Origin of the sequence: Nocardioides albertanoniae (assembly GCF_006716315.1) — a bacterium.
Lineage (GTDB): Bacteria > Actinomycetota > Actinomycetes > Propionibacteriales > Nocardioidaceae > Nocardioides > Nocardioides albertanoniae.
Genome location: NZ_VFOV01000001.1, coordinates 834,757 through 856,220, shown reverse-complemented (window position 1 = coordinate 856,220; position 21,464 = coordinate 834,757). Strand labels below are relative to the sequence as shown.

The 21,464-nt window shown below is 69.1% G+C and carries 22 protein-coding genes and 1 tRNA gene; 8 read left to right on the top strand and 15 right to left on the bottom strand.

What is annotated here, in order from left to right:
- Nucleotides 1-3: 3 nt before the first annotated feature.
- The 3 genes from ygfZ to FB381_RS04010 are packed head-to-tail and all read right to left on the bottom strand — an operon-like array spanning nt 4 to nt 1,957.
- A complete protein-coding gene (gene ygfZ / locus FB381_RS04020) occupies nt 4-963 on the bottom strand; it encodes a CAF17-like 4Fe-4S cluster assembly/insertion protein YgfZ (protein WP_141779089.1) in 960 nt (319 codons plus the stop codon).
- Complete coding sequence (locus FB381_RS04015) at nt 960-1,448, bottom strand: Fur family transcriptional regulator (RefSeq protein ID WP_246087951.1); 489 nt, start codon at nt 1,446-1,448, stop codon at nt 960-962. Before FB381_RS04015 ends, ygfZ begins: the two co-directional genes overlap by 4 nt.
- 5 nt (nt 1,449-1,453) lie before the next feature.
- The gene (locus FB381_RS04010; protein ID WP_141779088.1) at nt 1,454-1,957 is read right to left on the bottom strand and encodes a heme-binding beta-barrel domain-containing protein; all 504 of its coding nucleotides are present in this window, start codon (nt 1,955-1,957) and stop codon (nt 1,454-1,456) included.
- A 53-nt stretch (nt 1,958-2,010) separates the two neighbouring features.
- On the opposite strand from FB381_RS04010, the gene FB381_RS04005 reads away from it, so the two are divergent.
- Both FB381_RS04005 and FB381_RS04000 read left to right on the top strand, forming a co-directional pair.
- Nucleotides 2,011-2,370 (top strand): DsrE family protein, encoded by a 360-nt coding sequence (locus tag FB381_RS04005; protein WP_141779087.1) that lies wholly within the window; start codon nt 2,011-2,013, stop codon nt 2,368-2,370.
- Nucleotides 2,371-2,462: 92 nt separating this feature from the next.
- Nucleotides 2,463-5,093: a hypothetical protein gene (locus FB381_RS04000; RefSeq protein WP_141779086.1), complete on the top strand. Its 2,631-nt coding sequence runs from the start codon at nt 2,463-2,465 to the stop codon at nt 5,091-5,093.
- A gap of 64 nt (nt 5,094-5,157) precedes the next feature.
- Here the strand turns inward: FB381_RS04000 and FB381_RS03995 are convergent, their stop codons facing one another.
- Nucleotides 5,158-6,216, bottom strand: coding sequence for an alpha/beta hydrolase (locus FB381_RS03995; RefSeq protein WP_246087950.1), 1,059 nt, complete (start codon nt 6,214-6,216; stop codon nt 5,158-5,160).
- Between the two features lie 125 nt (nt 6,217-6,341).
- Between FB381_RS03995 and FB381_RS03990 the strand changes: the two genes are divergently transcribed.
- The 3 genes from FB381_RS03990 (at nt 6,342) to FB381_RS03980 (ending at nt 10,242) form a co-directional block, all read left to right on the top strand.
- Nucleotides 6,342-8,537: an RNA degradosome polyphosphate kinase gene (locus FB381_RS03990; protein ID WP_141779085.1), complete on the top strand. Its 2,196-nt coding sequence runs from the start codon at nt 6,342-6,344 to the stop codon at nt 8,535-8,537.
- An 81-nt stretch (nt 8,538-8,618) separates the two neighbouring features.
- On the top strand, nt 8,619-9,236 hold the full coding sequence (locus FB381_RS03985; protein ID WP_141779084.1) for a DUF47 domain-containing protein: 618 nt from the start codon (nt 8,619-8,621) through the stop codon (nt 9,234-9,236).
- A gap of 4 nt (nt 9,237-9,240) precedes the next feature.
- Nucleotides 9,241-10,242, top strand: a complete 1,002-nt coding sequence (locus tag FB381_RS03980) for an inorganic phosphate transporter (protein ID WP_141779083.1) — start codon at nt 9,241-9,243, stop codon at nt 10,240-10,242.
- 101 nt (nt 10,243-10,343) lie between these two features.
- On the opposite strand, the gene pstB is transcribed toward FB381_RS03980, so the two are convergent.
- The 5 genes from pstB to FB381_RS03955 form a co-directional block, all read right to left on the bottom strand.
- Nucleotides 10,344-11,117, bottom strand: a complete 774-nt coding sequence (gene pstB, locus FB381_RS03975) for a phosphate ABC transporter ATP-binding protein PstB (RefSeq protein ID WP_141779082.1) — start codon at nt 11,115-11,117, stop codon at nt 10,344-10,346.
- A gap of 9 nt (nt 11,118-11,126) precedes the next feature.
- Nucleotides 11,127-12,197 (bottom strand): phosphate ABC transporter permease PstA, encoded by a 1,071-nt coding sequence (gene pstA / locus FB381_RS03970; RefSeq protein ID WP_141779081.1) that lies wholly within the window; start codon nt 12,195-12,197, stop codon nt 11,127-11,129.
- Complete coding sequence (gene pstC, locus FB381_RS03965) at nt 12,194-13,156, bottom strand: phosphate ABC transporter permease subunit PstC (RefSeq protein WP_246087949.1); 963 nt, start codon at nt 13,154-13,156, stop codon at nt 12,194-12,196. The genes pstA and pstC overlap by 4 nt, the downstream gene beginning before the upstream one ends.
- A gap of 91 nt (nt 13,157-13,247) precedes the next feature.
- Nucleotides 13,248-14,342, bottom strand: coding sequence for a phosphate ABC transporter substrate-binding protein PstS (gene pstS / locus FB381_RS03960; protein WP_141779080.1), 1,095 nt, complete (start codon nt 14,340-14,342; stop codon nt 13,248-13,250).
- Nucleotides 14,343-14,515: 173 nt separating this feature from the next.
- A complete protein-coding gene (locus tag FB381_RS03955) occupies nt 14,516-15,382 on the bottom strand; it encodes an NUDIX hydrolase (RefSeq protein WP_141779079.1) in 867 nt (288 codons plus the stop codon).
- Nucleotides 15,383-15,459: 77 nt separating this feature from the next.
- On the opposite strand from FB381_RS03955, the gene FB381_RS03950 reads away from it, so the two are divergent.
- Nucleotides 15,460-16,593 carry a hypothetical protein gene (locus FB381_RS03950; RefSeq protein WP_141779078.1) on the top strand — a complete coding sequence of 378 codons (1,134 nt, stop codon included), beginning with the start codon at nt 15,460-15,462 and terminating at the stop codon, nt 16,591-16,593.
- 35 nt (nt 16,594-16,628) lie between these two features.
- Here the strand turns inward: FB381_RS03950 and FB381_RS23805 are convergent, their stop codons facing one another.
- The 3 genes from FB381_RS23805 to FB381_RS03940 form a co-directional block, all read right to left on the bottom strand.
- Nucleotides 16,629-16,775: a hypothetical protein gene (locus tag FB381_RS23805; RefSeq protein WP_170225043.1), complete on the bottom strand. Its 147-nt coding sequence runs from the start codon at nt 16,773-16,775 to the stop codon at nt 16,629-16,631.
- A gap of 238 nt (nt 16,776-17,013) precedes the next feature.
- A complete protein-coding gene (locus FB381_RS03945) occupies nt 17,014-17,217 on the bottom strand; it encodes a cold-shock protein (RefSeq protein WP_045548871.1) in 204 nt (67 codons plus the stop codon).
- 334 nt (nt 17,218-17,551) lie between these two features.
- Nucleotides 17,552-18,166, bottom strand: coding sequence for a TetR/AcrR family transcriptional regulator (locus tag FB381_RS03940; protein ID WP_141779077.1), 615 nt, complete (start codon nt 18,164-18,166; stop codon nt 17,552-17,554).
- A 58-nt stretch (nt 18,167-18,224) separates the two neighbouring features.
- Here FB381_RS03940 and FB381_RS03935 point away from each other — a divergent pair, with 58 nt between their 5' ends.
- Nucleotides 18,225-19,070, top strand: a complete 846-nt coding sequence (locus FB381_RS03935) for an alpha/beta fold hydrolase (RefSeq protein WP_141779076.1) — start codon at nt 18,225-18,227, stop codon at nt 19,068-19,070.
- A gap of 59 nt (nt 19,071-19,129) precedes the next feature.
- Here the strand turns inward: FB381_RS03935 and FB381_RS03930 are convergent.
- Both FB381_RS03930 and FB381_RS03925 read right to left on the bottom strand, forming a co-directional pair.
- Nucleotides 19,130-19,202 (bottom strand) — tRNA-Lys (locus FB381_RS03930).
- A 42-nt stretch (nt 19,203-19,244) separates the two neighbouring features.
- A complete protein-coding gene (locus FB381_RS03925) occupies nt 19,245-20,117 on the bottom strand; it encodes a helix-turn-helix domain-containing protein (RefSeq protein ID WP_170225042.1) in 873 nt (290 codons plus the stop codon).
- A gap of 147 nt (nt 20,118-20,264) precedes the next feature.
- On the opposite strand from FB381_RS03925, the gene FB381_RS03920 reads away from it, so the two are divergent.
- Nucleotides 20,265-20,978: a TetR/AcrR family transcriptional regulator gene (locus FB381_RS03920; RefSeq protein ID WP_141779074.1), complete on the top strand. Its 714-nt coding sequence runs from the start codon at nt 20,265-20,267 to the stop codon at nt 20,976-20,978.
- Here FB381_RS03920 and FB381_RS03915 read toward each other — a convergent pair.
- Nucleotides 20,954-21,427, bottom strand: coding sequence for a MarR family winged helix-turn-helix transcriptional regulator (locus FB381_RS03915; protein WP_141779073.1), 474 nt, complete (start codon nt 21,425-21,427; stop codon nt 20,954-20,956). The two genes, FB381_RS03920 and FB381_RS03915, sit on opposite strands and share 25 nt — an antisense overlap.
- Nucleotides 21,428-21,464: the final 37 nt, after the last annotated feature.

Genomic DNA, 21,464 nt, shown 5'->3' with positions numbered 1-21,464 from the left:
GCGTCAGCGCAGCGGGCGGACGTGGAGGCCGATCTCGGGGTCGACGAGCACTTCCTGCGTGACCGGCATGCCGTCGACGACGAGCTGCGCGTCGACGGGCACGTTGCGCTTGACCAGGCCCAGCGCGATCGGGCCGAGCTCGTGGTGACGAGCCGACGAGCCCACGAAGCCCACCGTCTTCTCGCCGTTGACCAGCTCCGAGCCGGCCGCCGGCAGTCGGTTCTCCGAGCCGTCGAGGTGGAGCAGGACGAGGCGTCGGGGCGGGCGCCCGAGCGTGTGGACGCGCGCGACCGTCTCCTGCCCGCGGTAGCAGCCCTTGTCGAGATGCACCGCGAACTCCGCGCCGGCCTCCCCCACCGATCCCGGCACCCAGCCGACCTCGTTGGGGATGGTGCGCTGGTCGGTGTCGATGCCGAAGCGCGGCTCGCCGCGCTCGATCCGCAGCGCCTCGAAGGCCCACAGCCCGCAGGCGGGGCCGGCAGCCTGGGCGTACGTCTCCAACGACTCGCGCGGGACGAACGAGTAGCCCTGCGCCGGCCGCCAGACCGAGGCCAGCGGGGGCTCCAGCGTCACCGTCACGTCGGACCAGAACTTCATCCGCTCCAGGAAGCCGACCAGGGCCTCGCCGGCGCCCGGCTCCGTCCAGGCCGTGAACGCGGTGCCGTCGTCGACGCCGGAGAAGAAGTGCTCGACGTGACCCTGCGGCGACAGGATCAGCGCCGAGGTCCACACCCCCGCGCCGAGGCCCTCGAAAGCCTGCGAGGTCAGCGAGTGCAGCCAGGTCAGCCGGTCGGGCCCGGCGACCCGCACCACGTCGCGATGAGAGAGATCGACGAAGCCCTCACCGGAGGTGAGGGTGCGCTGCTCGAGGTTGAACGAGCCGTAGTGGGCGGCGACGGGCGCGTCGACCCCGTCGCCGGCGACAGCTCCGGGCAGCGACAGAAGTGGGCTGGCGGTGGTCATGTTGGCTCCTGGTTGCAGTCGACACACACCCCGAAGACGGTCAGATGAGCGACATCTGCCTCGAAGGCGTATTCCTCGCGCAGCCGTCCGCAGATTCCGTCGGCCACAGTGGGGTCAACACTGGTGACCTTCTGACACTTCCTGCAGACGGCATGAAAATGCGGCCGCCCCGAGACCGCGTGATAGGTCGAGGCCCGCTCCCCCAGATGTGCGTGGCGCACCAGGCCGAGCTCCTCGAGCACCTCGAGGTTGCGGTAGACGGTGGAGAGGTTGATCGCCGCCGACGACTCGCGCACCACCGCGAGCACCTCTTCGGGGGTGGCGTGCCGCAGGCTCTCGACGGCGGCGAGTACCAGCTCGCGCTGGGGCGTGAGGCGATAGCCCTTCGCCCGCAAGGCTTCGCGCCAGTCGGCGCGCGTCGCGGGATCCGGCGACGCCTGACCGGCGCCCTCCGGGTTTCGCGACTCGCTCCGTGCCACGGCCATCGCTGCTACTGGGTCGCTCGCTGGAGGCGCGCCCACAGGTGCGGCTGCAGCGACTGCCCCATCGCCGCCATGTCGAAGGCGTAGAGCAGGTCGCCCTCGACGTTGCCGTAGAGCCGCTTGCCGGCGGTGTATTCCTTGGCGGTCTCGGTGCGGCCGACCGCGTCGGTGGCCAGGTCGAGCTTGCCGCCCTCCGCCTTGCCGTACCAGACCTCGACGATGCCGGTGCTGTGGGTCATCACCCACTCGACGTCGCCGCCGGGGCGGAACCGCAGGAAGCCGGTCTCCAGCGCCGCGTCGCGCACCTTCTCGCCCGACTCCGGGTCGATGATCCACGAGCGCGCGAAGTAGTGGAAGAACGGCCGACCGTCGTGGGTGAAGATCAGCTCCTGCCCGAACTCGAACTTGTCGATCGTCGGGTAGTCACCGTGCCCGTTGCCTCGCCAGGTGCCGAGCATCCAGGCGCAGGGACCGGCGTCGGGGTGAAGATTCTCCGGAAGTTCGAAAGCCACACACCGAGTTTAGGCGTACTCCTGGCGTGACTCGAAACGCTAGTCTGCTCCGCATGCGAGATCTCGTGGTGAAGGTGACCGTGGGCGCAGAGGCGCCCGAGCGTACGAACCAGGCCTTCACGGTCGCTTCGGCGGCCGCGACGGCCGGGGCGAAGGTGTCGCTCTGGCTCACCGGCGAGGCCACCTGGCTCGCGGTGCCGGGCCGCGCGGAGGAGTTCGCCCTCGAGAAGGCGACCCCTCTCAACGAGCTGATCGCGCTGATCCTCGAGACCGGCCAGGTCACCGTCTGCAGCCAGTGCGCCACGCGGCGAGAGCTCACCGAGGACGATCTGATCGAAGGCGTAAACATCAAGGGTGCGTTCGTGTTCTCGGAGGAGATCTTGCGCGATGGAGTGCAGGCGATCGTCTATTAGCCGAATGCCAACGGTGTAGTTCCAGGTAGCAGTCGTGTTATTCCTCTCGGAGACTCCACGAACCACCTACTTCGCCGTTAGCATTCACCGTCGTGAGCACGCAGACCCCCAGTGGCAAGTGGTGGAGCCGGGATACGGCCGCCCAGCCGGACGACGAGGAAGACCTGACGGCGCGCGCTGCAGAGCTGGCTCGCGCCGCTGCCGCAGCGGAGTCGCTCCGTATCTCCGCCGAGCATGCGGCCGCCGAGCAGGCCGCCGAGCGGCTGGTGGCCGAGGAGTCCGCGGCCAAGCACGCGTCCGCGCGCGCCAAGGCCGACGAGACCGCCAAGCTCCACGCCGAGCTCGCCGCTGACGCGCACCAGGCGCGCGAGGCGGCAGAGAAGGCCGCCGAGGAGTACGCCCGCGCCCGCGTCGAGGCCGAGAAGCTCGCCGACTCCCGCGCCAAGGAGCGCGCCGAGGCCGAGCAGGCCGCGGTCGCCAAGGCGAAGGAGCTGGAGGAGGCCGAGCGGCGCCACCTCGAGGCCTCCCAGGCCGCCGAGGCACAGACCATCGCTCGCACCGAGGCCGAGGAGAACGCTCGCCTCAGGGCCGAGGAGGCCGCCGCGGCTGCCGAGTCCGCCGCCGAGGCTCACACGAAGGCGACCGAGCACGCCGAGATGGCCCAGGCCGCCCACGCGGCGCGCAGCCTCGCCGAGGCAGAGGCCGAGGCTCGCGTCGAGGAGATGGAGGAGCTTCGCGACGCCCTCGCGGCAGCCGAGAAGGCCGCCCGCAAGGCGGCCGACGAGGCCCGCGCGGCCCACCAGGCCCGCAGCGAGGCCGAGACGGCGGCCGAGACCGCCTACACCGCGCGCACCGAGGCCGACAGCCGCTCCGAGGAGCTCGCACGGATGCGCGAGGAGGCCGACACGGCCGCCGCCGGCCGCGCCGAGGAGGCGCTGACCGCCTTCACCGCGCGCCAGGCGGCCGAGCAGGCAGCCAACGAGCGTGCCACCGAGGCCGAGAAGGCCGCCGCCGCCCGCATCACCGCCGAGGAGTCGGCGGTGGCGATGGCCACCCAGGCCGAGGAGGCCGAGGAGGCTCGCAAGGAGGCCGAGACCGCCGCAGCGGCCGCGCACACCGCTGCCGAGAAGGCGGAGAGCGCCCGCGCCAAGGCCGAAGAGGCCGCCAAGGAGGCCTTCGACGACCGGCAGGCCGCCGATGCCAACGCCGAGGACCACGCGATGAGCCGGGCCGCGGCCGAGGCCGCCGCTGCCGACCAGTACGCGGTGGCGGCCGAAGCGCTCGCCGCCCGCACCGAGGCCGAGGAAGCCGCCCTGCGCGCCTTCAAGGCGGCCGACGCCGCCAGCGACGCCCGGCTCGAGGCCGAGAAGAGCGCGAAGCAGTACGCCGAGTTCGCTGCCGCCGCCGCGCGCGAAGCCAACGAGAACGAAGACCGCTACCGCGAGCTCACCGAGCTCGCCTCGCAGGCAGAGCGGGCGGCGGAGAACGCCAACCGGGCCCGGATCGCGGCCGACCAGCGCGCCTCCGAGCACGCCGACCTCGCCGTCCAGGCCCTCGAGGGCCGCCGCGCCGCCGAGCGGGCTGCGACCGACGCCAACGAGGGCCGTCGCGCGGCCGAGCGCGCGCTGCGTACGGCGCACGAGTCGATGACCGAGCTGGTCAACGAGCAGGCGATCGAGCGCGACGAGGCCGAGCGCCGGATGACCGACATGATGAACCGTCTCGCCGACGTGCAGGAGCTGGCCGCCGAGGCCGTACGCCTGCGCACCGAGGCCGAGGAGGTCGCCGGCCAGAAGGCGATCGACCGCCAGGCCGTCGAGGCATCGATCCTGCACAACACCGAGCTGGTCGAGCGGGCCATCGGCGACCGTCAGATCGCCGAGCGGCGCAGCGCCCAGCTCGCCAAGCAGCTCGCCGACCTGCGCGAGGCCGTCATGCTCACGGTCAAGGGCGGCAGCACCAACAAGCGGGCGATGCAGGCCCTCGAGCTCACCCTGGCGGCGACTCCCTCGCCGCCGGAGGCGAAGCTTCCCATCCCGGACGCTCCCGACCCGGCCGACCTCCCGGACGTCGAGCCGCCCAAGGCGACCGCGCCCGCCCCGGTCACCTCACCGGCACCGCCCCAGGCCGGCCCGCCCACCGCGCCGGTGACCCTGCCCGAGCGCTCGAGCGCCAAGAACGGCGGTAAGAACGGCGGCAAGAAGCAGTCGAAGGACCCGCTCTCGGATCCGCTCGACCTGCCCGACACCCCTAGCGACGCACTCCCCCAGCGCTCCAGCGGCTGGCTGGCGGCGGTCAAGCTCGCCGAGTCGGGCAAGTTCCCCGGCGCCAAGGTGTCCGGTGGCTCCACCAAGATCCCCGGCGCCGACACGCCCGCCTCCGGCACCACCATGCCCGAGACGACCGACTCCGGCGAGAAGCTCAACGGCAAGAAGCTCACCGTCCGCACCTTCGCCCCCGAAGACGGGTCGCTGATGACCGAGAGCACCGTGACCGTCACCGAGGAAGGTGTGCTCGACGTCCGCAAGGACGAGCAGAGCCACACCTACGACCTCTACGACACCCACACCGACATCACCATCAAGGGTGAGCCGGCCACCGACGAGTGGGTCGTCGAGTTCAACACCGACGAAGCCGGTGCGGTCAAGGTCGACAAGTCGATGGTCGACCCCGAGGCCTTCCAGCGCGAGGTGCTCCGCTGGCGCCCCGACATGGCCGGCTGAGCGGCTCGTTAGCACGCATCCGGCGGCGCAGTCGCCGGCTACGCACTAGCGAGCCGCTCTGTGCTCAGAGGTTGGTCTTGAGCACCTGAGCGAGCTCGAGGACGGCGGCGCGGGCGGTACGGCCGGCGCCGACCACGTTCAAGAAGCCGTGGATCTGGTCGTCGTAGCGCTTGTGGGTGACCGTGACCCCGGCGTCGCCGAGCTTGGTGGCGTACGCCTCGCCCTCGTCGCGCAGCGGGTCGAAGCCGGCGGTCGCGACGTAGGCGGGTGCGATGCCGCTCTCCGGGATGTCGGCGTGCAGCGGCGCGTGGCGCGCATCGAAGAGGTCGGTGCCCTCGGGCAGGTAGTTGCTGGTGGCCGCCTCGATGAACCCCGAGGTCAGGTAGAAGCCCTCGCCGAGGTCCTTACGGCTCTGCGTGACCTCCCCCGACTGGGTGACGGGGTAGATCAGCAGCTGGAACGCGCAGTCGTCACCGACGGCGAGCGCGACGCCGGCCGCCAGGTTGCCGCCGGCCGAGTCGCCGCCCACCCCGATCCGGGACCGGTCGGCGCCGAGCTCGGCGGCATGGTCGACCGCCCACCGGAAGGCCGCGACGGAGTCGTCGTACGCCGCCGGGAACGGTGCCTCGGGAGCGAGCCGGTAGTCGATCGAGAGCACCTTGACCCCCGACTCGCTGGCGAGCAGACGGCAGGGGGCGTCGTGGCTGTCCAGGTCACCGAAGATGAAGCCGCCACCGTGCACGAAGACCAGCAGCGGGTCGTTGCCCGAGGCGCCCGTCGGCGAGTAGAGCCTCGCCTTGAGACCGGCGACCCAGAGCTCGCGCACCGACCCGATCTCCTGGTGACCGCCGCCGAGCTGCGACTGCCGCAGCAGCGCGACCCGGCCCTTCGGGATCGGCAGGGTCGAGGGGTCCGGCTCGCCGGAGACCTTCATCAGCGCGAGCATGAGCTGGGTGTCGACCGCGAGCGTCTGCCCGTCGTACGTCACCGGCTTGCCGACGATCTTGCGCTGCACGGTGCCGGGCAGGTTGAGCGCCGTCGTGAACAGCCGGCCCTTGATCGGGTCCAGCGCCGGGACCAGCAACGGTTCGATCAGGTCTTTCACGCTCTTGAGAATCGCCATGCGCTCAAACTACCGGCCAGTCGGACACGATGTAACAGGTAGTTCACCCGGCGAGCAGACCAGGCGAACCTCAGATTTCGGATCTTGTCTCCCGCAAGGTCATGGCGGTGCGTCACACTGGCCCCATGAGTCTCGACCCGCAGGCACCGACGCGCTCGGCGGAGGACACGGTCAGCCTGACCGCCGTCCCCGACCAGCCCTTCGACGTCGAGCCCGAATACATCCCCGACCACGAGGCGCTGGCCGAGGTCGAGAAGTTCGAGGACCGCTTCCTCGACCGCGAGCTGTCCTGGCTGCGGTTCAACGAGCGGGTGCTGGAGCTGGCCGAGGACGAGACGCTGCCCCTGCTCGAACGCGTACGTTTCCTGGCCATCTTCACCTCCAACCTCGACGAGTTCTTCATGGTGCGCGTCGCCGGCCTGAAGCGTCGGATCGCGGCGGGCGTGGCCCTGCGGGCAGCCTCGGGGACGATGCCTCGCGAGGTGCTCGAGGCGATCTGGCGTACGGCCCGCGAGCTCTCCGAGCGGCACGCTCGGGTCTTCCGCGAGCAGGTCAAGCCGGCCCTCGTCGAGGAGGGCATCCAGCTGCTGCACTGGGAGGATCTGACGCCGGAGGAGGTCAAGGCCTGCAAGAAGCTCTTCAAGGAGCGGGTCTACCCGGTGCTCACCCCGCTCGCGGTGGACCCGGCCCACCCCTTCCCCTACATCTCCGGTCTCTCGCTGAACCTCGCGGTCCGGATCCGCGACCCGAAGACCAAGAAGAAGCACTTCGCGCGGGTGAAGGTGCCGCCGATCTTCAGCCGTTTCGTGCCCCTGGGCAACGACCGCTTCGTGCCGCTGGAGGAGGTCATGGCCGAGCGGCTGCAGAAGCTGTTCCCGGGCATGGAGATCATCGAGGTGCACACCTTCCGGGTCACGCGCAACGAAGACCTGGAGGTGGAGGAGGACGACACCGAGAATCTCCTCACCGCGCTGGAGAAGGAGCTGCTCCGCAGGCGCTTCGGCCCGCCCGTACGCCTCGAGGTGCAGGAGTCGATGACCGACTCCACGCTCAACCTGCTGGTCTCCGAGCTCGGCATCTCCGACAAGGAGGTCTTCCGGCTGCCCGGCCCGCTCGACCTGCGCGGTCTGCACGGCATCGCCGACATCGACCGGGAGCAGCTGAAGTATCCCGCGTTCGTGCCGAGCACCCACCCGTCGCTCGCGCCGGTCGAGTCGGCCGCGCCGGTCGACGTCTTCAAGGCGGCCCGTCGCGCCGACGTGCTCCTGCAGCATCCCTACGACTCGTTCGCGACCAGCGTGCAGCGCTTCATCGAGCAGGCTGCCGCCGACCCGCGGGTGCTGGCGATCAAGCAGACGCTCTACCGCACCTCGGGCGACTCCCCCATCATCGATGCCCTGATCGACGCCGCCGAGGCCGGCAAGCAGGTGCTGGTGCTGGTCGAGATCAAGGCCCGCTTCGACGAGCAGGCCAACATCCGCTGGGCGCGCAAGCTCGAGCAGGCCGGCTGCCACGTCGTCTACGGCCTGGTCGGCCTCAAGACCCACTGCAAGCTGGCGATGGTGGTGCGCGAGGAGCCCGACGGCTCCATCCGCCGCTACACCCACATCGGCACCGGCAACTACAACCCCAAGACCTCCCGGCACTACGAGGACATGGGGCTGATCACCACCAACGAAGGCATCGGCGAAGACATCGCCCACCTGTTCAACAACCTCTCCGGCTGGAGCCGCGAGGCGACGTACGAGCAGCTGCTCGTCGCTCCCGACGGCGTGCGCCGTGGGCTCATCGACCAGATCCACGCCGAGATCGCGCACCACCTGGCCGGGAGGCCGGCCCGGATCCGGATGAAGGCCAACTCCGTGGTCGACGAGGCGGTCATCGACGCGCTCTACCTGGCGTCGCAGGCCGGCGTGCCCGTGCAGCTGCTGGTGCGTGGCATCTGCGCTCTCCGCCCGGGTGTGCCGGGGCTCAGCGAGAGCATCGAGGTGCGCTCGATCCTCGGCCGGTTCCTCGAGCACTCGCGGATCTTCTGGTTCGAGAACGACGCTACCGACGACGGCGACGGGCCCGCGGCGTGGATCGGCTCGGCCGACATGATGCACCGCAACCTCGACCGCCGGGTCGAGGTGCTCGTACGCCTCCCCACCGCCGATCTGGTCGAGGAGGCCGGCGCGCTCTTCGACCTGGCTTTCGAGCCGACCACCGACGCCTGGGTGCTGGGGCCCGACGGATCCTGGACCCGCAACCACGCCGCCAACCATCTCCAGGCGTCGCTGATCGCCCGGCAGCGGCAGCGCCGGCGCGCATCGACAGGCTGAACAAGCCCCTGACTTTCGCCGTGTCAAGGGGACTCGCCTACCATGGGTCGGCACTCTGCCTAGCGATGTCCAGGAGCCCCCGTGCGTTTCCGTATCCGACCGGTCGACACGTCGTTCTACGACCTGTTCGCCGATTCCGCCAACCACCTCGTCAACGGTGTCTCGCTGTTGGCCGAGATGCTGAGTGAGTCCGCAGATCGTGAGGACGTCGCTCGACGGATGCGCGACGCGGAGCACGCGGCCGACGAGTCCACTCACGCCATCGTCAAGAAGGTCAACTCGACCTTCGTCACGCCGTTCGACCGTGAGGACATCTACGCCCTCGGCTCCGGTCTCGACGACGTGATGGACTCGATGGACGAGGTCGTCGACCAGATCTTCGTCTACGGCGTCAACGTCCTCCCCGCCGAGCTCTCCGACCAGGTCACCGTGCTCCAGCGGTGTGCCGAGCTCACCGCGGCCGCGATGCCCAACCTGCGCTCCATGAAGGAGCTCTCCGAGTACTGGATCGAGATCAACCGTCTCGAGAACCAGGGCGACAAGAACCACCGCCGCATCCTCGCCAAGCTCTTCTCGGGCGAGTACGACGCGATGGAGGTCCTCAAGCTGAAGGACATCGTCGAGTCGCTCGAGGACGCGATCGACGGGTTCGAGAGCGTCGCGAACACCGTCGAGCAGATCGCCGTCAAGGAATCCTGACACCGTGGAACTAGCCATCGTCATCGCGGTGGTCGTCGTCGCCCTGGTCTTCGACTACACCAACGGCTTCCACGACGCCGCCAACGCCATCGCGACCTCCGTGTCCACCCGCGCGCTCACGCCGCGGATCGCCCTTCTGCTCGCTGCGGTGATGAACTTCGTCGGCGCATTCCTGGGCCAGAAGGTCGCCCACACCGTCTCCGACACGATCACCCCACCATCAGGCGCGCACGGTCTGACCGTGGTGATGGCCGGGCTGCTCGGCGCGATCGCCTGGAACCTGATCACCTGGTACTTCGGCCTGCCCTCGTCCTCCTCGCACGCCCTCATCGGTGGTCTGGCCGGCTCGGCCATCGCCGCCGGCGCGTTCGTCAACTGGATGACGGTGCTGGAGAAGGTCGTCATCCCGATGTTCGTCTCCCCCGTGGTCGCCTTCGGCCTCGGCTTCGGCGTGATGCTCGGGGTGATGTGGATCTTCCGCCGCACCAACCAGCACCGTGCGCAGAAAGGCTTCCGGATCGCCCAGACGATCTCGGCCGCCGCGATGGCGCTCGGTCACGGCCTCCAGGACGCCCAGAAGACGATGGGCGTCATCTTTCTCGCCCTGGTCACCGGTGGCTTCCTGAGCGCCGACGAGGGGCTCCCCTTCTGGGTCATCGCCGCCGCCGCGACCGCGATCTCGCTCGGCACGATGTCGGGTGGCTGGCGCATCATGCGCACCCTCGGCCGCCGGATCATCCACCTGGACCCCTCCCGCGGATTCGCCGCCGAGTCGGTCGCCGCCTCGGTGCTCTACACCACGGCGTACGTCTGGGAGGCCCCGATCTCGACCACGCACACGATCACCTCGGCGATCATGGGTGTGGGCGCGACCAAGCGGTTCTCGGCGGTCCGCTGGGGCATCGCGAAGTCGATCGTCGCGGCCTGGGTCTTCACCTTCCCCGCCGCCGGCGGTGTCGCGGCTCTCACCTACCTGATCTGCCACTTCGTCTTCCAGCTCCCGTAAAAACCCCGCCGAGTCGGCGCATCTGACCCCGTGCCTCGCGAAGCGAAGCGAGCGAGAGGGGTCGGATGCGCCGACTCGGCAGTTTTGCGCTCAGCCGAAGCTCAGCCGAAGCGACCGGAGATGTAGGCCTCGGTGTCGGCGTTGTCGGGCTTGGTGAACATCTGCTTGGTGGGGTTGAACTCCACCAGGTGGCCCGGCTGGCCGGCAGCCTTCAGGTTGAAGAAGCCGGTGTCGTCGGAGACACGGGCGGCCTGCTGCATGTTGTGGGTGACGATCACGATCGTGTAGTCGGACTTCAGCTCGTGGATGAGGTCCTCGATCGCAGCGGTCGAGATCGGGTCGAGCGCCGAGCACGGCTCGTCCATGAGCAGCACCTCGGGCTGGACGGCGATCGCGCGGGCGATGCAGAGCCGCTGCTGCTGACCGCCGGAGAGACCCATGCCGGGCTTGCCGAGACGGTCCTTGACCTCGTTCCACAGGTTGGCCCCGCGCAGCGCGCTCTCCACGATCGAGTCGGCCTCGGCCTTCTTGATCCGCTTGGAGTTCAGCTTGTTGCCGGCCAGCACGTTGTCGTAGATCGACATCGTCGGGAACGGGTTTGGCCGCTGGAAGACCATGCCGACCTTGCGGCGTACGGCGACCGGGTCGACCCCGGCGCCGTAGATGTCTTGACCTCCGATGGAGATCTTCCCGTCGACGTAGGCGCCGGGGATGACCTCGTGCATCCGGTTGAGGGTGCGCAGGAAGGTCGACTTGCCGCAGCCGGACGGACCGATGAACGCGGTCACCGCCTTCGGCTTGATGGACATGGAGACGTCCTCGACGGCCTTGAAGTCGCCGTAGAAGATGCTGGCGTCCTTGACTTGGATGGACATGTGTTACTCCTAGCGCCCGGTCTTGGGGGCGAAGATCGTGCCGATGATGCGGGCGATGAGGTTGAGGACCATGACGAGGATGAAGAGCACGAGCGCTCCACCCCAGGCGTACTCGACGCCCTTGCCGGTGGCCTCCGACAGCTGGGTGTAGATGAAGACCGGCACGGTCATCATCGGGCTGTCGTCGAAGGCGTTTCCGTTCATGTTCGGGTTGAAGCCCGAGGCGACCAGCAGCGGCGCGGTCTCACCGATCACTCGCGAGATCGCGAGCACGACACCGGTGACGATGCCGCCGATGGCTGTCGGGAGCACCATCCGGGTGATGGTGCGCCACTTCGGCACCCCGAGGGCGTACGACGCCTCGCGCAGGTCGTCGGGCACCAGCTTGAGCATCTCCTCGGTGGAGCGCACGACGGTCGGGATCATCAGCAGCGAGAGCGCGACACCGCCGCCGAAGCCGAAGCGCGTGCCCGGCCCGACGATCAGGGTGAAGAGCGCGAACGCGAACAGACCCGCGACGATCGACGGGATGCCGGTCATCACGTCGACGAGGAACGTGATCGACCTGGCCAGGCGGTTGCCCTTGCCGTACTCGATCAGGTAGATCGCGGTCATGATGCCGATCGGGATCGAGATCACCGCGGCGATGCCGGTGACGATCAACGTGCCCATCAGCGCGTGGTAGAGCCCGCCCTGATCGTCGCCGGTGACCGAGCGCATCGAGTAGGTGAGGAACTCCGGGCTGATGGTCGCCAGACCGCGGGCGAAGACCATGTAGACGAGCCAGATCAGCGGGATGACCGCGACCCCGAAGGCCGTCCACACCAGCCCGGTGATGAGCTTGTCGGTCGCCGAGCGCTTGTTCTCGACCAGCAGCGCCCACAGCGGGTAGCCGATGAGGAAGCCGAGCAGGCCGATCGCGACGGCAGCGACGATGCTCAGGCCGAGCACCAGGGCCAGGCCACCGAGCGCGACGGCGGCGATGCCGACCAGCCACTGCGCGCCGCGCGGGAGCGTGGCGTGGGAGAGCCTGGTCTCCAGCTGGGCCGTGTCGTTGACAGAAGGGTCGATGTTGGTCACTTGGCCCTCCCTCGGGCGACGATCCAGCGAGCGAGCGCGTTGACCAGGAAGGTGAAGGCGAACAGCACGAGGCCGGTCGCGATCAGCACGGAGAGCCGGTCGGGCGTGCTCTCCTTGTAGCCCTGGGCGATGTACGACGCGATGGTCTGCGGGTTCTGGGTGCCGACGATGAACAGCGAGACGACCACCTTCGGCGAGGCGATCATCGCGATCGCCATGGTCTCGCCGAGGGCGCGCCCGAGGCCGAGCATGACCGCGGAGACCATGCCGGAGCGGGCGTAGGGGAAGACCGCGTAGCGGACCATCTCCCAGCGGGTCGCGCCGAGCGCGAGCGCCGCCTCCTCGTGCAGACGGGGGGTCTGGGCGAAGACCTCGCGGCAGATCGAGGTGATGATCGGCAGGACCATCACGGCCAGCACGATCGAGGCGGTGAACAGCGTGCGCCCGTTGCCGGAGGGCTGGCCGCTGAAGAACGGCAGCCAGCCGAGGTGGTTGGCGAGCCAGGTGTGGGCCGGCACCAGGTAGGGACCGAGCGCGACCGCGCCCCACAGGCCGAAGACGACCGAGGGCACCGCGGCGAGCAGGTCGATGATGTAGGCCACGGGGGCCGCGATGCGCCGCGGGGCGTAGTGGCTGATGAAGAGGGCGATCGCGATGGAGAACGGCACCGCGATGATCAGCGCCAGCACGGCGGCGTACATCGTCGCGAAGAGCAGCGGCACGACCAGGCCCAGGAACGAGCCCTGGCCGGTGTAGTGCTGCGCGTCCACGTTGAACCCTGGGAAGCCCTCGAGCCCCAGGAAGATGAAGACGGCTGCCAGCGCCACCAGGATCAGGGCGGCAGCGGTGACGGCGAGGCCCCGGAAGACGACATCACCCACCGAGCCACGGCCGGAGAGCTCCGACTTCGTGTCAACGCCAGGGTCGGCGCCGGGGTCAGCGGCGACAGTCACAGGCATTCCTCGACTTTCTAGTTTCGGTTCAAGACAGCCGTACGGGCGGCGGCCGCAGCCACCGCCCGGACGGCGATCAGATCAGACGTGAGGACACTTACTTGATGCCACCGACGAGCTCGAGCGCCTTGTCGGCGATCTTGCGGTCGAGGGGCGCCGAGCCGGCCTCTTCGGCGGAGGCCTTCTGGCCCTCCTCGGAGAGGATGTACTCCAGGTAGCCCTTCACGTTGGCCGCGTCCTCGGCGTTCTCGTAGGACGGGCAGGCCAGCAGGTAGGAGACCAGCACGACCGGGTAGACGCCGGCCTCGGTGGTCGTGCGGGCGACCTCGACGGCCATGTCGTTGTCGCTCAGCCCGGCCGGCTTGGAGGCGGCCAGGATCTTCGCGGCGGCCTCGGGGCTCGGCTCGACGAACTCGTCGCCGACCTTGATGTTGGCGACCGTCAGGTCGTTCTCACGGGCGGCCGACTCGTCGAGGAAGCCGATGTAACCGGCACCGGAGAGCGAGGTCACGACACCGGAGGTGCCGTCGGCGCCCTCGCCGACCTTGACGCTGGAGGGCCACTCACCGTCGGGCTCCTCGGCCCAGTCACCGGCCTGCGAGAGGTAGTCGGTGAAGTTCTCCTGCGTGCCCGAGTCGTCGGAGCGGTGGACCGGGGTGATCGCGGTGTCCGGAAGCTTGGCGTCCGGGTTGAGCGCGGTGATCGCCTTGTCGTTCCACTTGGTGATCTTGCCCGAGAAGATCGCACTCAGCGTCTTGGCGTCGAGGTTGAGCTCGTCGACACCCTCGACGTTGAAGGCGACGGCGATCGGCGAGACGTACGCCGGGACCTGGATCGGGTCGCCGCCGCACTTCTCCTTGGCGCCCTTGAGCTCGCCCTCGTCGTCGTTGAGGGCGGAGTCGGTGCCGGCGAAGAGGTAGCCGCCGGAGACGAAGCCCTCACGGCCGGAGCCGGAGCCGACCGGCTCGTAGACGACGCTGAGGTCGGGGTTCGCGTCCTGGATGCCGGCGACCCATGCCGCCTGGCCCTTTTCCTGCGAGGAGGCGCCGCCACCCTTGATGGTGCCCGAGAGGCCTTCCCCTTCGCTGCCGCTGTCCTGCTCGTTGGCAGCGCCGCAGGCGCTGATGGCGAGAGCAAGGGTCGCAGCCGTGATGGCCGGGACGAACGCCCGGCGCAGCGAGGTGGTGTTCACGCAAGTCTCCTGAGGATGCAGTCGATTCGGAGTTGTCTCGATGACCGTAAGGAGTCGAGGTGGACGGGAAACTCGACGTAGGTGAACGCAGGCTGAACGAGGAAAACAATGTCGATGGCATGTCCATGTCGGTTACGGGCACAGAAGATGAACAAGCCACCCTCGGGCCGGTTTCAGGCCTGGAGTGCCTCAACTGCTCGCACTTCATCTTTGTGCATGTGCAGCACCATCAGCTCGCCCTTCGCCAGCTTCGGGTTGCGCACACCCAGGCCCGCGAAGAGCCATGGCAGCACCGGTCGGTGCGTGCAGATCACCGTCGGAACCGACAGGTCACCGACGACGTCGGCGACCAGCGCCGACACGCTATCTTCCTCGGCGCCCTCCTCGCTGAGCCGTCTCATCCGCTCGGGCTCCAGACCGGCGAGCCCGGCGTACGGGGTGACGGTCTGCACGCAGCGGGTGCTCGTCGAGGTGAGGATCCGGCCGACGCCGTAGGCCGCCAGCAGGCCGGCCACGGTGACCGCCTGGGCGCGGCCGGTGTCGTCGAGCGGCCTCTCCTCGTCGTCACCGGACCAGGCCGACCGGCCGACGGCCGCGGCGTGGCGGAGGATGATGAGCGGCGCGCTGGGGTGGCGTACGTCCTCGGCGTGCTGCAGCGTCTCCCGGTCGTGGGCGTAGGTGAGGCGGCGGCGCGCCTTCTTCACCGAGAGCCAGCGGACGGCGTCGATCTCGTCGTTTGCCTGATAGCCGTCGACGTCGTCGTCGGCACCGTCGGCGAGCCGGCCGACCCAGTAGTGGACCACCTTCTCGCCGGCCACGACCGGATAGCGCTGCGACGGCAGCGGTCGTCCGAGTGTGACCCGCAGCCCGGTCTCCTCGCGCACCTCACGGATCGCGGCGACCGGCACCTGCTCACCGCGATCGACCTTGCCCTTGGGAAAGGACCAGTCGTCGTACTTGGGTCGGTGGACCAGCACCACCTCGGTCCTGTCGTCGTGCTCGCGAAAAACCACTACGCCGGCGGCCGGGATCTCGGGCATGGCCCCAGAGTATGTCGACCAGGATCGGGCCGAGCGGGTATGTCCGCGAGATGCCGCGTCGTCTAAGGTTCGTCGGGATGCTCAGCACCCGCCAGCTTTTCGACCGCTCCACGACGTGGGCAGGTCGTGCCGTACGAACCATGCGCACGCACCCCGTGGTGACCGTGATCGTGGGCGTCGTCGTCATCGCTCTCGTCGTCGTCCTGGCCCGCGCGTGGGTGACCCGCGGTGGCGACATGGACGAGGCGCTACGACTCGCACCTGCCGAGGCGACCCGGGTCTCCTTCACCGATTGGAAAGGCATCCGCGAGAGCGTCGGTGCCGACCTCGACGCCGACTCCTCCCCGGAGGAGGTGCACGAGATGATCGACAAGGCCTACTCGAGCGACCTCACCTCGACCTCGGTGCTGCCCGACTCCTCCGGGCTGCTGCAGCAGCACTTCGGCTGGTCACCGGCGACCATCGACTGGGAGCTCTTCACCCAGTCGACCGAGGGCGCGCTGACGATCGCGCATCTCGACGACATGGACTCCGACCACCTCGCCGAGCAGCTCACCTCGATGGGCTTCGAGGCCCCCAAGGACGATCCGAACGACGGTGGCGTCTGGGACGGCACCCTGGTCCCGTTCTCGACGTTCACCGACTCCGGGGTCGACTCCGAGACCACCCCGCAGATCAGCTACATCGCATTCCTGCCCGAGCGCGACCTCATCCTCGCCTCCGACGGCCGCCGCTACCTGAGCGACCAGGTCGACAAGCTCGGCGATGGCGACCTGCACGAGCCGATGACAGCCGCGGCCGGCAGGCTCGGCGACCCGCTCTCGGCGTTCATCTACGACGGCGACTACACCTGCCGCGAGATCGGGCTCGGCGACTCCATGGCCGCCGACCAGGACCAGGCGGACGCGCTCGTGGACAACGCCGGCGAGATCAACCCGATCGCCGGCTTCGCGATGGCGGCAGAGCCGGGCGGCGACGTACGTGCGTCGATGGCGTTCGAGAACGACGACCAGGCGCGCACCAACGCCGACTCCCGGGCCAAGCTCGCCGTCGGCCCGGCGCCGGGTCAGGGCGGCAGCTTCGACGAACGGTTCAAGCTGGGCAAGGTGGCCGCGGACGACGAGGTCGTCACCATGCAGCTCCAGCCGAAGAACGACACCGCCGTGCTCTCCGACCTCGCGAACGGGCCGCTCCTCTTCGCGACCTGCTGACCGAGGCCCCGCTCAGGGGCCGGTCGGGGGGCCAGTCAGGGGATGATGCCGAGGATGCGGTCGATCTCCTCCTGGGAGAGGTGATCCTCGGACTCGGTGGCGGCGACGATGAGGTTGGTGGTGAGCTCGACCTCGAGGAGCAGCTCAGGATCTTCCAGCGTCACATCGAACTGGTCAGCCACTTCCGTCGCCTCCTCACGTCACCCTCAGAGCTCGTCGTCACATCATCGCCCAGTCTTGGTTGATCTGCGCGCTGATCCGCGAAGAACCACCAAAAGTTGTCATATCAAGCGTGACACAGGAGCCTGAGAGGCCCCAATCAGACGACAGCACAGACGACGAGGCCCCAGCCGAACGGCTGGGGCCTCGTTGCAGATGATCAGTGTCGACAGGTGCCGAACCCGAGATCGTCTTGGTTTCTCAGAGAGGGCGAACGTTCTCCGCCTGCGGGCCCTTCGGGCCCTGGGTGACGTCGAACTCGACCTTCTGGTTCTCGTCCAGCGACTTGTAGCCGTTGGTCTGGATCGCCGAGTAGTGCACGAAGACGTCGTCGCCGCCGTCCTCCTGCGCAATGAAGCCGAAGCCCTTCTCGGCGTTGAACCACTTAACGGTGCCCTGAGCCATGTGCTCGATACTCCTTAGTCGGGGCGAGAGGCCGCCAGGTTCGGCGGCCCCACATCAGATGCGGGTGACACGTCGCTCCGACCTGTGTTCCCAGACCGGGGCCTGGGTGGGCACAGAGCAGAAACGCCGTTGGATCACAAACTCCGCAGGCGTCAGACCTTCTGGAACTTGCACCTGTTGCGGGAGTGACATTAGCAACTAGTGAGCCTGGGGGAACCCCCTTGGCCGATGGTTTTGTACGTGGCGCCGCCAACGTGCCGCCGCAGAGGCCCGAAACCAGCGATCTGCTGGCCTTCCACTGCCCGTTCTGATAGTGGTGCCGCGCTCGCCCCGGTCACCCTCGGTCCACGACGAGCCCACGCACGAGCGCGTCGATGATCTGGACGATCTCCGCCCGCGCGGCCGCCCTGTCGTCGGCCGCGTGCATGAACATCGCCGCCTCGTCGGCGACGGCGATGAGCAGGTGCGACAGCGGCTTGATCGGGAGCGGCATCAGCTGACCGTCGGCGGCCGCCTGGCTCAGCACGATCTCGATCATGCCGAGCACGTAGGGCTGGCAGATGGCACGCCACCGCACCCAGCCGAGCACCGAGGGGCCGTCGACGAGCACGATGCGCTGCACCTCGGGGCTCTCGCAGGCGTCGAGCCAGGTCTCCACGGCCTGTCTCATCACCGTGACGAGGTCGATGTCGCCGTCGCCCGCCGGCACCGCCTCCGCCAGTCGCTGGGTGACGTCGGCCTCGACGGCGGCGAGGACCTCCGCGAACAGCTCCGTCTTGTCGCCGAACTGGTGATAGAGGGCACCCCGGCTGACACCGGCCTCACGGACCAGGGTCTCGGTGCCGACGCCCGCGAAGCCGTGCTCGGCGAAGAGAGCCCTACCCGCGCTGATCAGAGCGGCGCGCGTCGCCGCGGTCCGCTCCTCTTGTGTCCGTCGGGAAACTTTCATACGATCTGTCCGTAAGTTCCATACACACTGTATGTTACTCCATGGCGAAGGAGATCTCATGTCAGCCATCGATCTGCCCAGCGGCACCGTCCACTACCGCACTGCCGGGCCCGAGCAGTCCACCCAGCCGCCGGTCGTGTTCGTGCACGCGTTCCTGATGAACGGCTCGGTCTGGTCCGGCGTCGCCGATCTCCTCGCCGAGCAGGGCATCCGGTCCTACGCTCCCGACTGGCCGCTGGGCTCCCACCCCACTCCCCTGCACCCCGACGCCGACCAGAGCCCGCGCGGCATCGCCCGCCAGATCCTGGCCTTCCTCGACGCGCTCGACCTCGACGACGTCACCCTCGTCGGCAGCGACACCGGCGGCGGGCTCGTGCAGTTCGTGCTCGACACCGACGCGAGCAGGATCGGGCGTGTGGTGCTGGCCAACTGCGACGCCTTCGAGGCCTTCCCACCGTTCCCGTTCAACGTGATCCTGGGGCTGCTCAAGGGTTCGCGGAGGATGAAGCTCAACCTGCTGCCGATGCGAAGCACGATGCTCCGCCACTCTCCGCTCGGGTTCGGGCTGCTCGTCAACGAGCCGGACGCCCAGCTCACCCGATCGTGGATCGAACCAGCGCTGACCCAACCAGGCGTCCGAGACGATGCCGTACGCCTCCTCCGTGCCCTCGACCCGCGCGAGCTGCTCGATGTCTCCACCCGGCTCAAGCACTTCCAGGGGCCGGTCCGCATCGTCTGGGGCACGGCCGACCGCTCCTTCACCCTCGACCTCGGCCGCCGCCTCCAGCAGGCGTTCACGGATGCCGAGCTGGTCGAGGTGCCCGGCGCTCGTACGCTCGTCCAGCTCGACGCACCGCAGATCCTCGCCGACCAGATCGCCGGCTTTGCCGCCGCGCGCCGGTAGCGACCGGCTCGAGCCTCCGCCCGATCTCTCGGGCGGAGGCTCGAGCCACGCGTGTGCGGTAGGCCGTGTCGGGCTCGAACCGACGACCCATGGATTAAAAGTCCACTGCTCTACCAACTGAGCTAACGGCCCGGGGACAGTCTGCCGTACGCGGCGGCCGCGGCGCCAAAGAGGTCAGGGTGTCGCGCCACCGGGTCGATGTCGGTCTTCGCGGCGTTCGAGGATCTCGGCACACCGGTCGGCGGCTTCCTGGCCGACCAGAGCGTGCTCGAGCAGGAGTCGGGTCCAGCGCTCGTATCGGGCGACCTCGGCGGGGTCGGCGACCTCGAGGTCACCGGCGGTGGTCTCGACGGTGACGATCTTGTCGCGCTGGTCCCACCCGTGACGGAGCAGCACCGGCACGCTCTCGAAGGGGACGATGCCGATCGTCGCGCGAGTGCTGGTGGCCAGCCTGCCGATGTGCTCGATCTGCGCTCGCATGATGCTCGGCGAACCGATCAGATGACGCAGGGCGGCCTCACCGAGCAGGATCGTGATCGACCGGCCGGGCTCGTAGAGGACCGCCGAACGGCGAAGCCGGGACGCGATGGCGGAGGATGCCTCCTCGGGGTCGGCGTCGCCGCCGCCCGCCCCGGCCAGCGCCAGCAGGGCGCGGGCGTAGTCGGGCGTCTGCACCAGGTCGGGGACCATGCTCGGGTGAACGCTGGCCAGGACCTGCGCAGCGGACTCGGCGATGGCGTACGCCTCCTGGCGACCCTCGACGCCACCTGCTGAACGACGGGCCTCCCGGAGGGCCGAGACCTCGTGGCGGGCGCGCGCGTGGAGCGCGACGAACTTCTCCGGGTCGACGCCGGTCGCCTCGGCCCAGGCCTGGATGTCGGCGGCGCTCGGCACCTGCCGGCCGGACTCGATCTTGGAGACCTTCGGCTGGGCCCAGCCACTACCGAGAGCGTCGGCGAGCCCGGCACCGGTGAACCCCGCGGAGCGACGCGCATCCCGCAGCGCTTCGGTCAGCGCTTCGGCGGCGCGGTGGTCGGGGCGGGGCACGGCAGCTGCCTCCTCGTGTAGGTCGCAGGTCGACCACCATGTGGCCAGGCACATAGATGGCGTCCGGATCGGCATCAACGTTGGCATGAGGAGAATATCATGCTCTAATGAGCTCGGGGTCGACGCCGACAGGAAGGTAGGGCCTCGATGAACGCCCAGCGAGCACACCCCGGACGGCCACGTCTCGTGCCACCGACCACCACCGCCTCACCACACGACCAGGTGCTGCACGCCGCGGCCGAGCTGTTCGTGACCAAGGGCTTCGCGGCCACCTCGACCCGGGAGATCGCCGAGAGGGTCGGGATCCGCCAGGCGTCGCTCTACTACCACTTCACCGGCAAGGACGAGATCCTCGCCGAGCTGCTCCAGCGCTCGGTGCGCCCCGCGGTCGACAAGGTCGAAGAGATCGAGAAGCTGGCGGCGACCGAGACCGACGAGACCGCGCTCTATGCACTGGCCCTGGTCGACGTCCACACCTTGGCCGAGGCGCCCCACAACGTCGGCATGCTCGCCACCCTCCCCGACGTGACCAGCAGCGGGGCCTACGACGCCTTTCGGAGCACCCGCGTCGAGCTTGCCGAAGCCTACGGCCGGCTCGCCGCCCGGGTCGCCACCCCCGGAACCTCCGAGACCCCCGAGCCACGCCATCTCGGCGAGATGCTCATGCACCTGGTGGAGGTGGTGACCAGCCTGCGCGGCATCGGTGCCACGATCGACCCCGCGACCGCCGACGCGATCGCCGCCACCTGCCTGCGGGCGTGCGGGGTTTCCGGCGGTCGCATCTCCGCGGCGGCCGCATCCGCAGCCGCTCTCGTCCGGCGAATGCCCGCGTCGGCCTACTCGCGCACCGCTTCGCCGTAGGCACCGACGAAGGTCTCGAGCAGGTCGAGGAACTCGTCGGAGTCGTCGCCGAGCGCGGCCAGCCCGTCGGCGTACGCACCGAGCGCCCGCGCCGAGGCGGCCTCATAGAGGGCGAGCCCCTCCTCGGTCGGCTCGATCAGCCGCGCCGGCAGCCCAGGCTCGGCGAAACGGCGTAGGTGACCGGCCGAGAGCGCGGCGTTCACCTGGCGGTTCACGGTCGACTGTTCGAGGTTGAGGCCGTCGGCGATCTCCCGGAGCGTACGAGGCCGGCCGTCGGAGAGGAACCAGAGCAGCCGCCCGTCCGACTGGTTGAGCGCGCTGCGGTCCTCGGCGAGACGCCGATGCACCTCGAGCCGCCAGAGCAACGAGGCGACACGGCGCTCGTCGCGCAGACCAGCACGCACCTGATCGAGGGTCCGGTCCGTCGACGACGGTGTTGTGGACGGCATCACACCTCCGTGCGTTGTGGTTCGAACCTCATGGTGT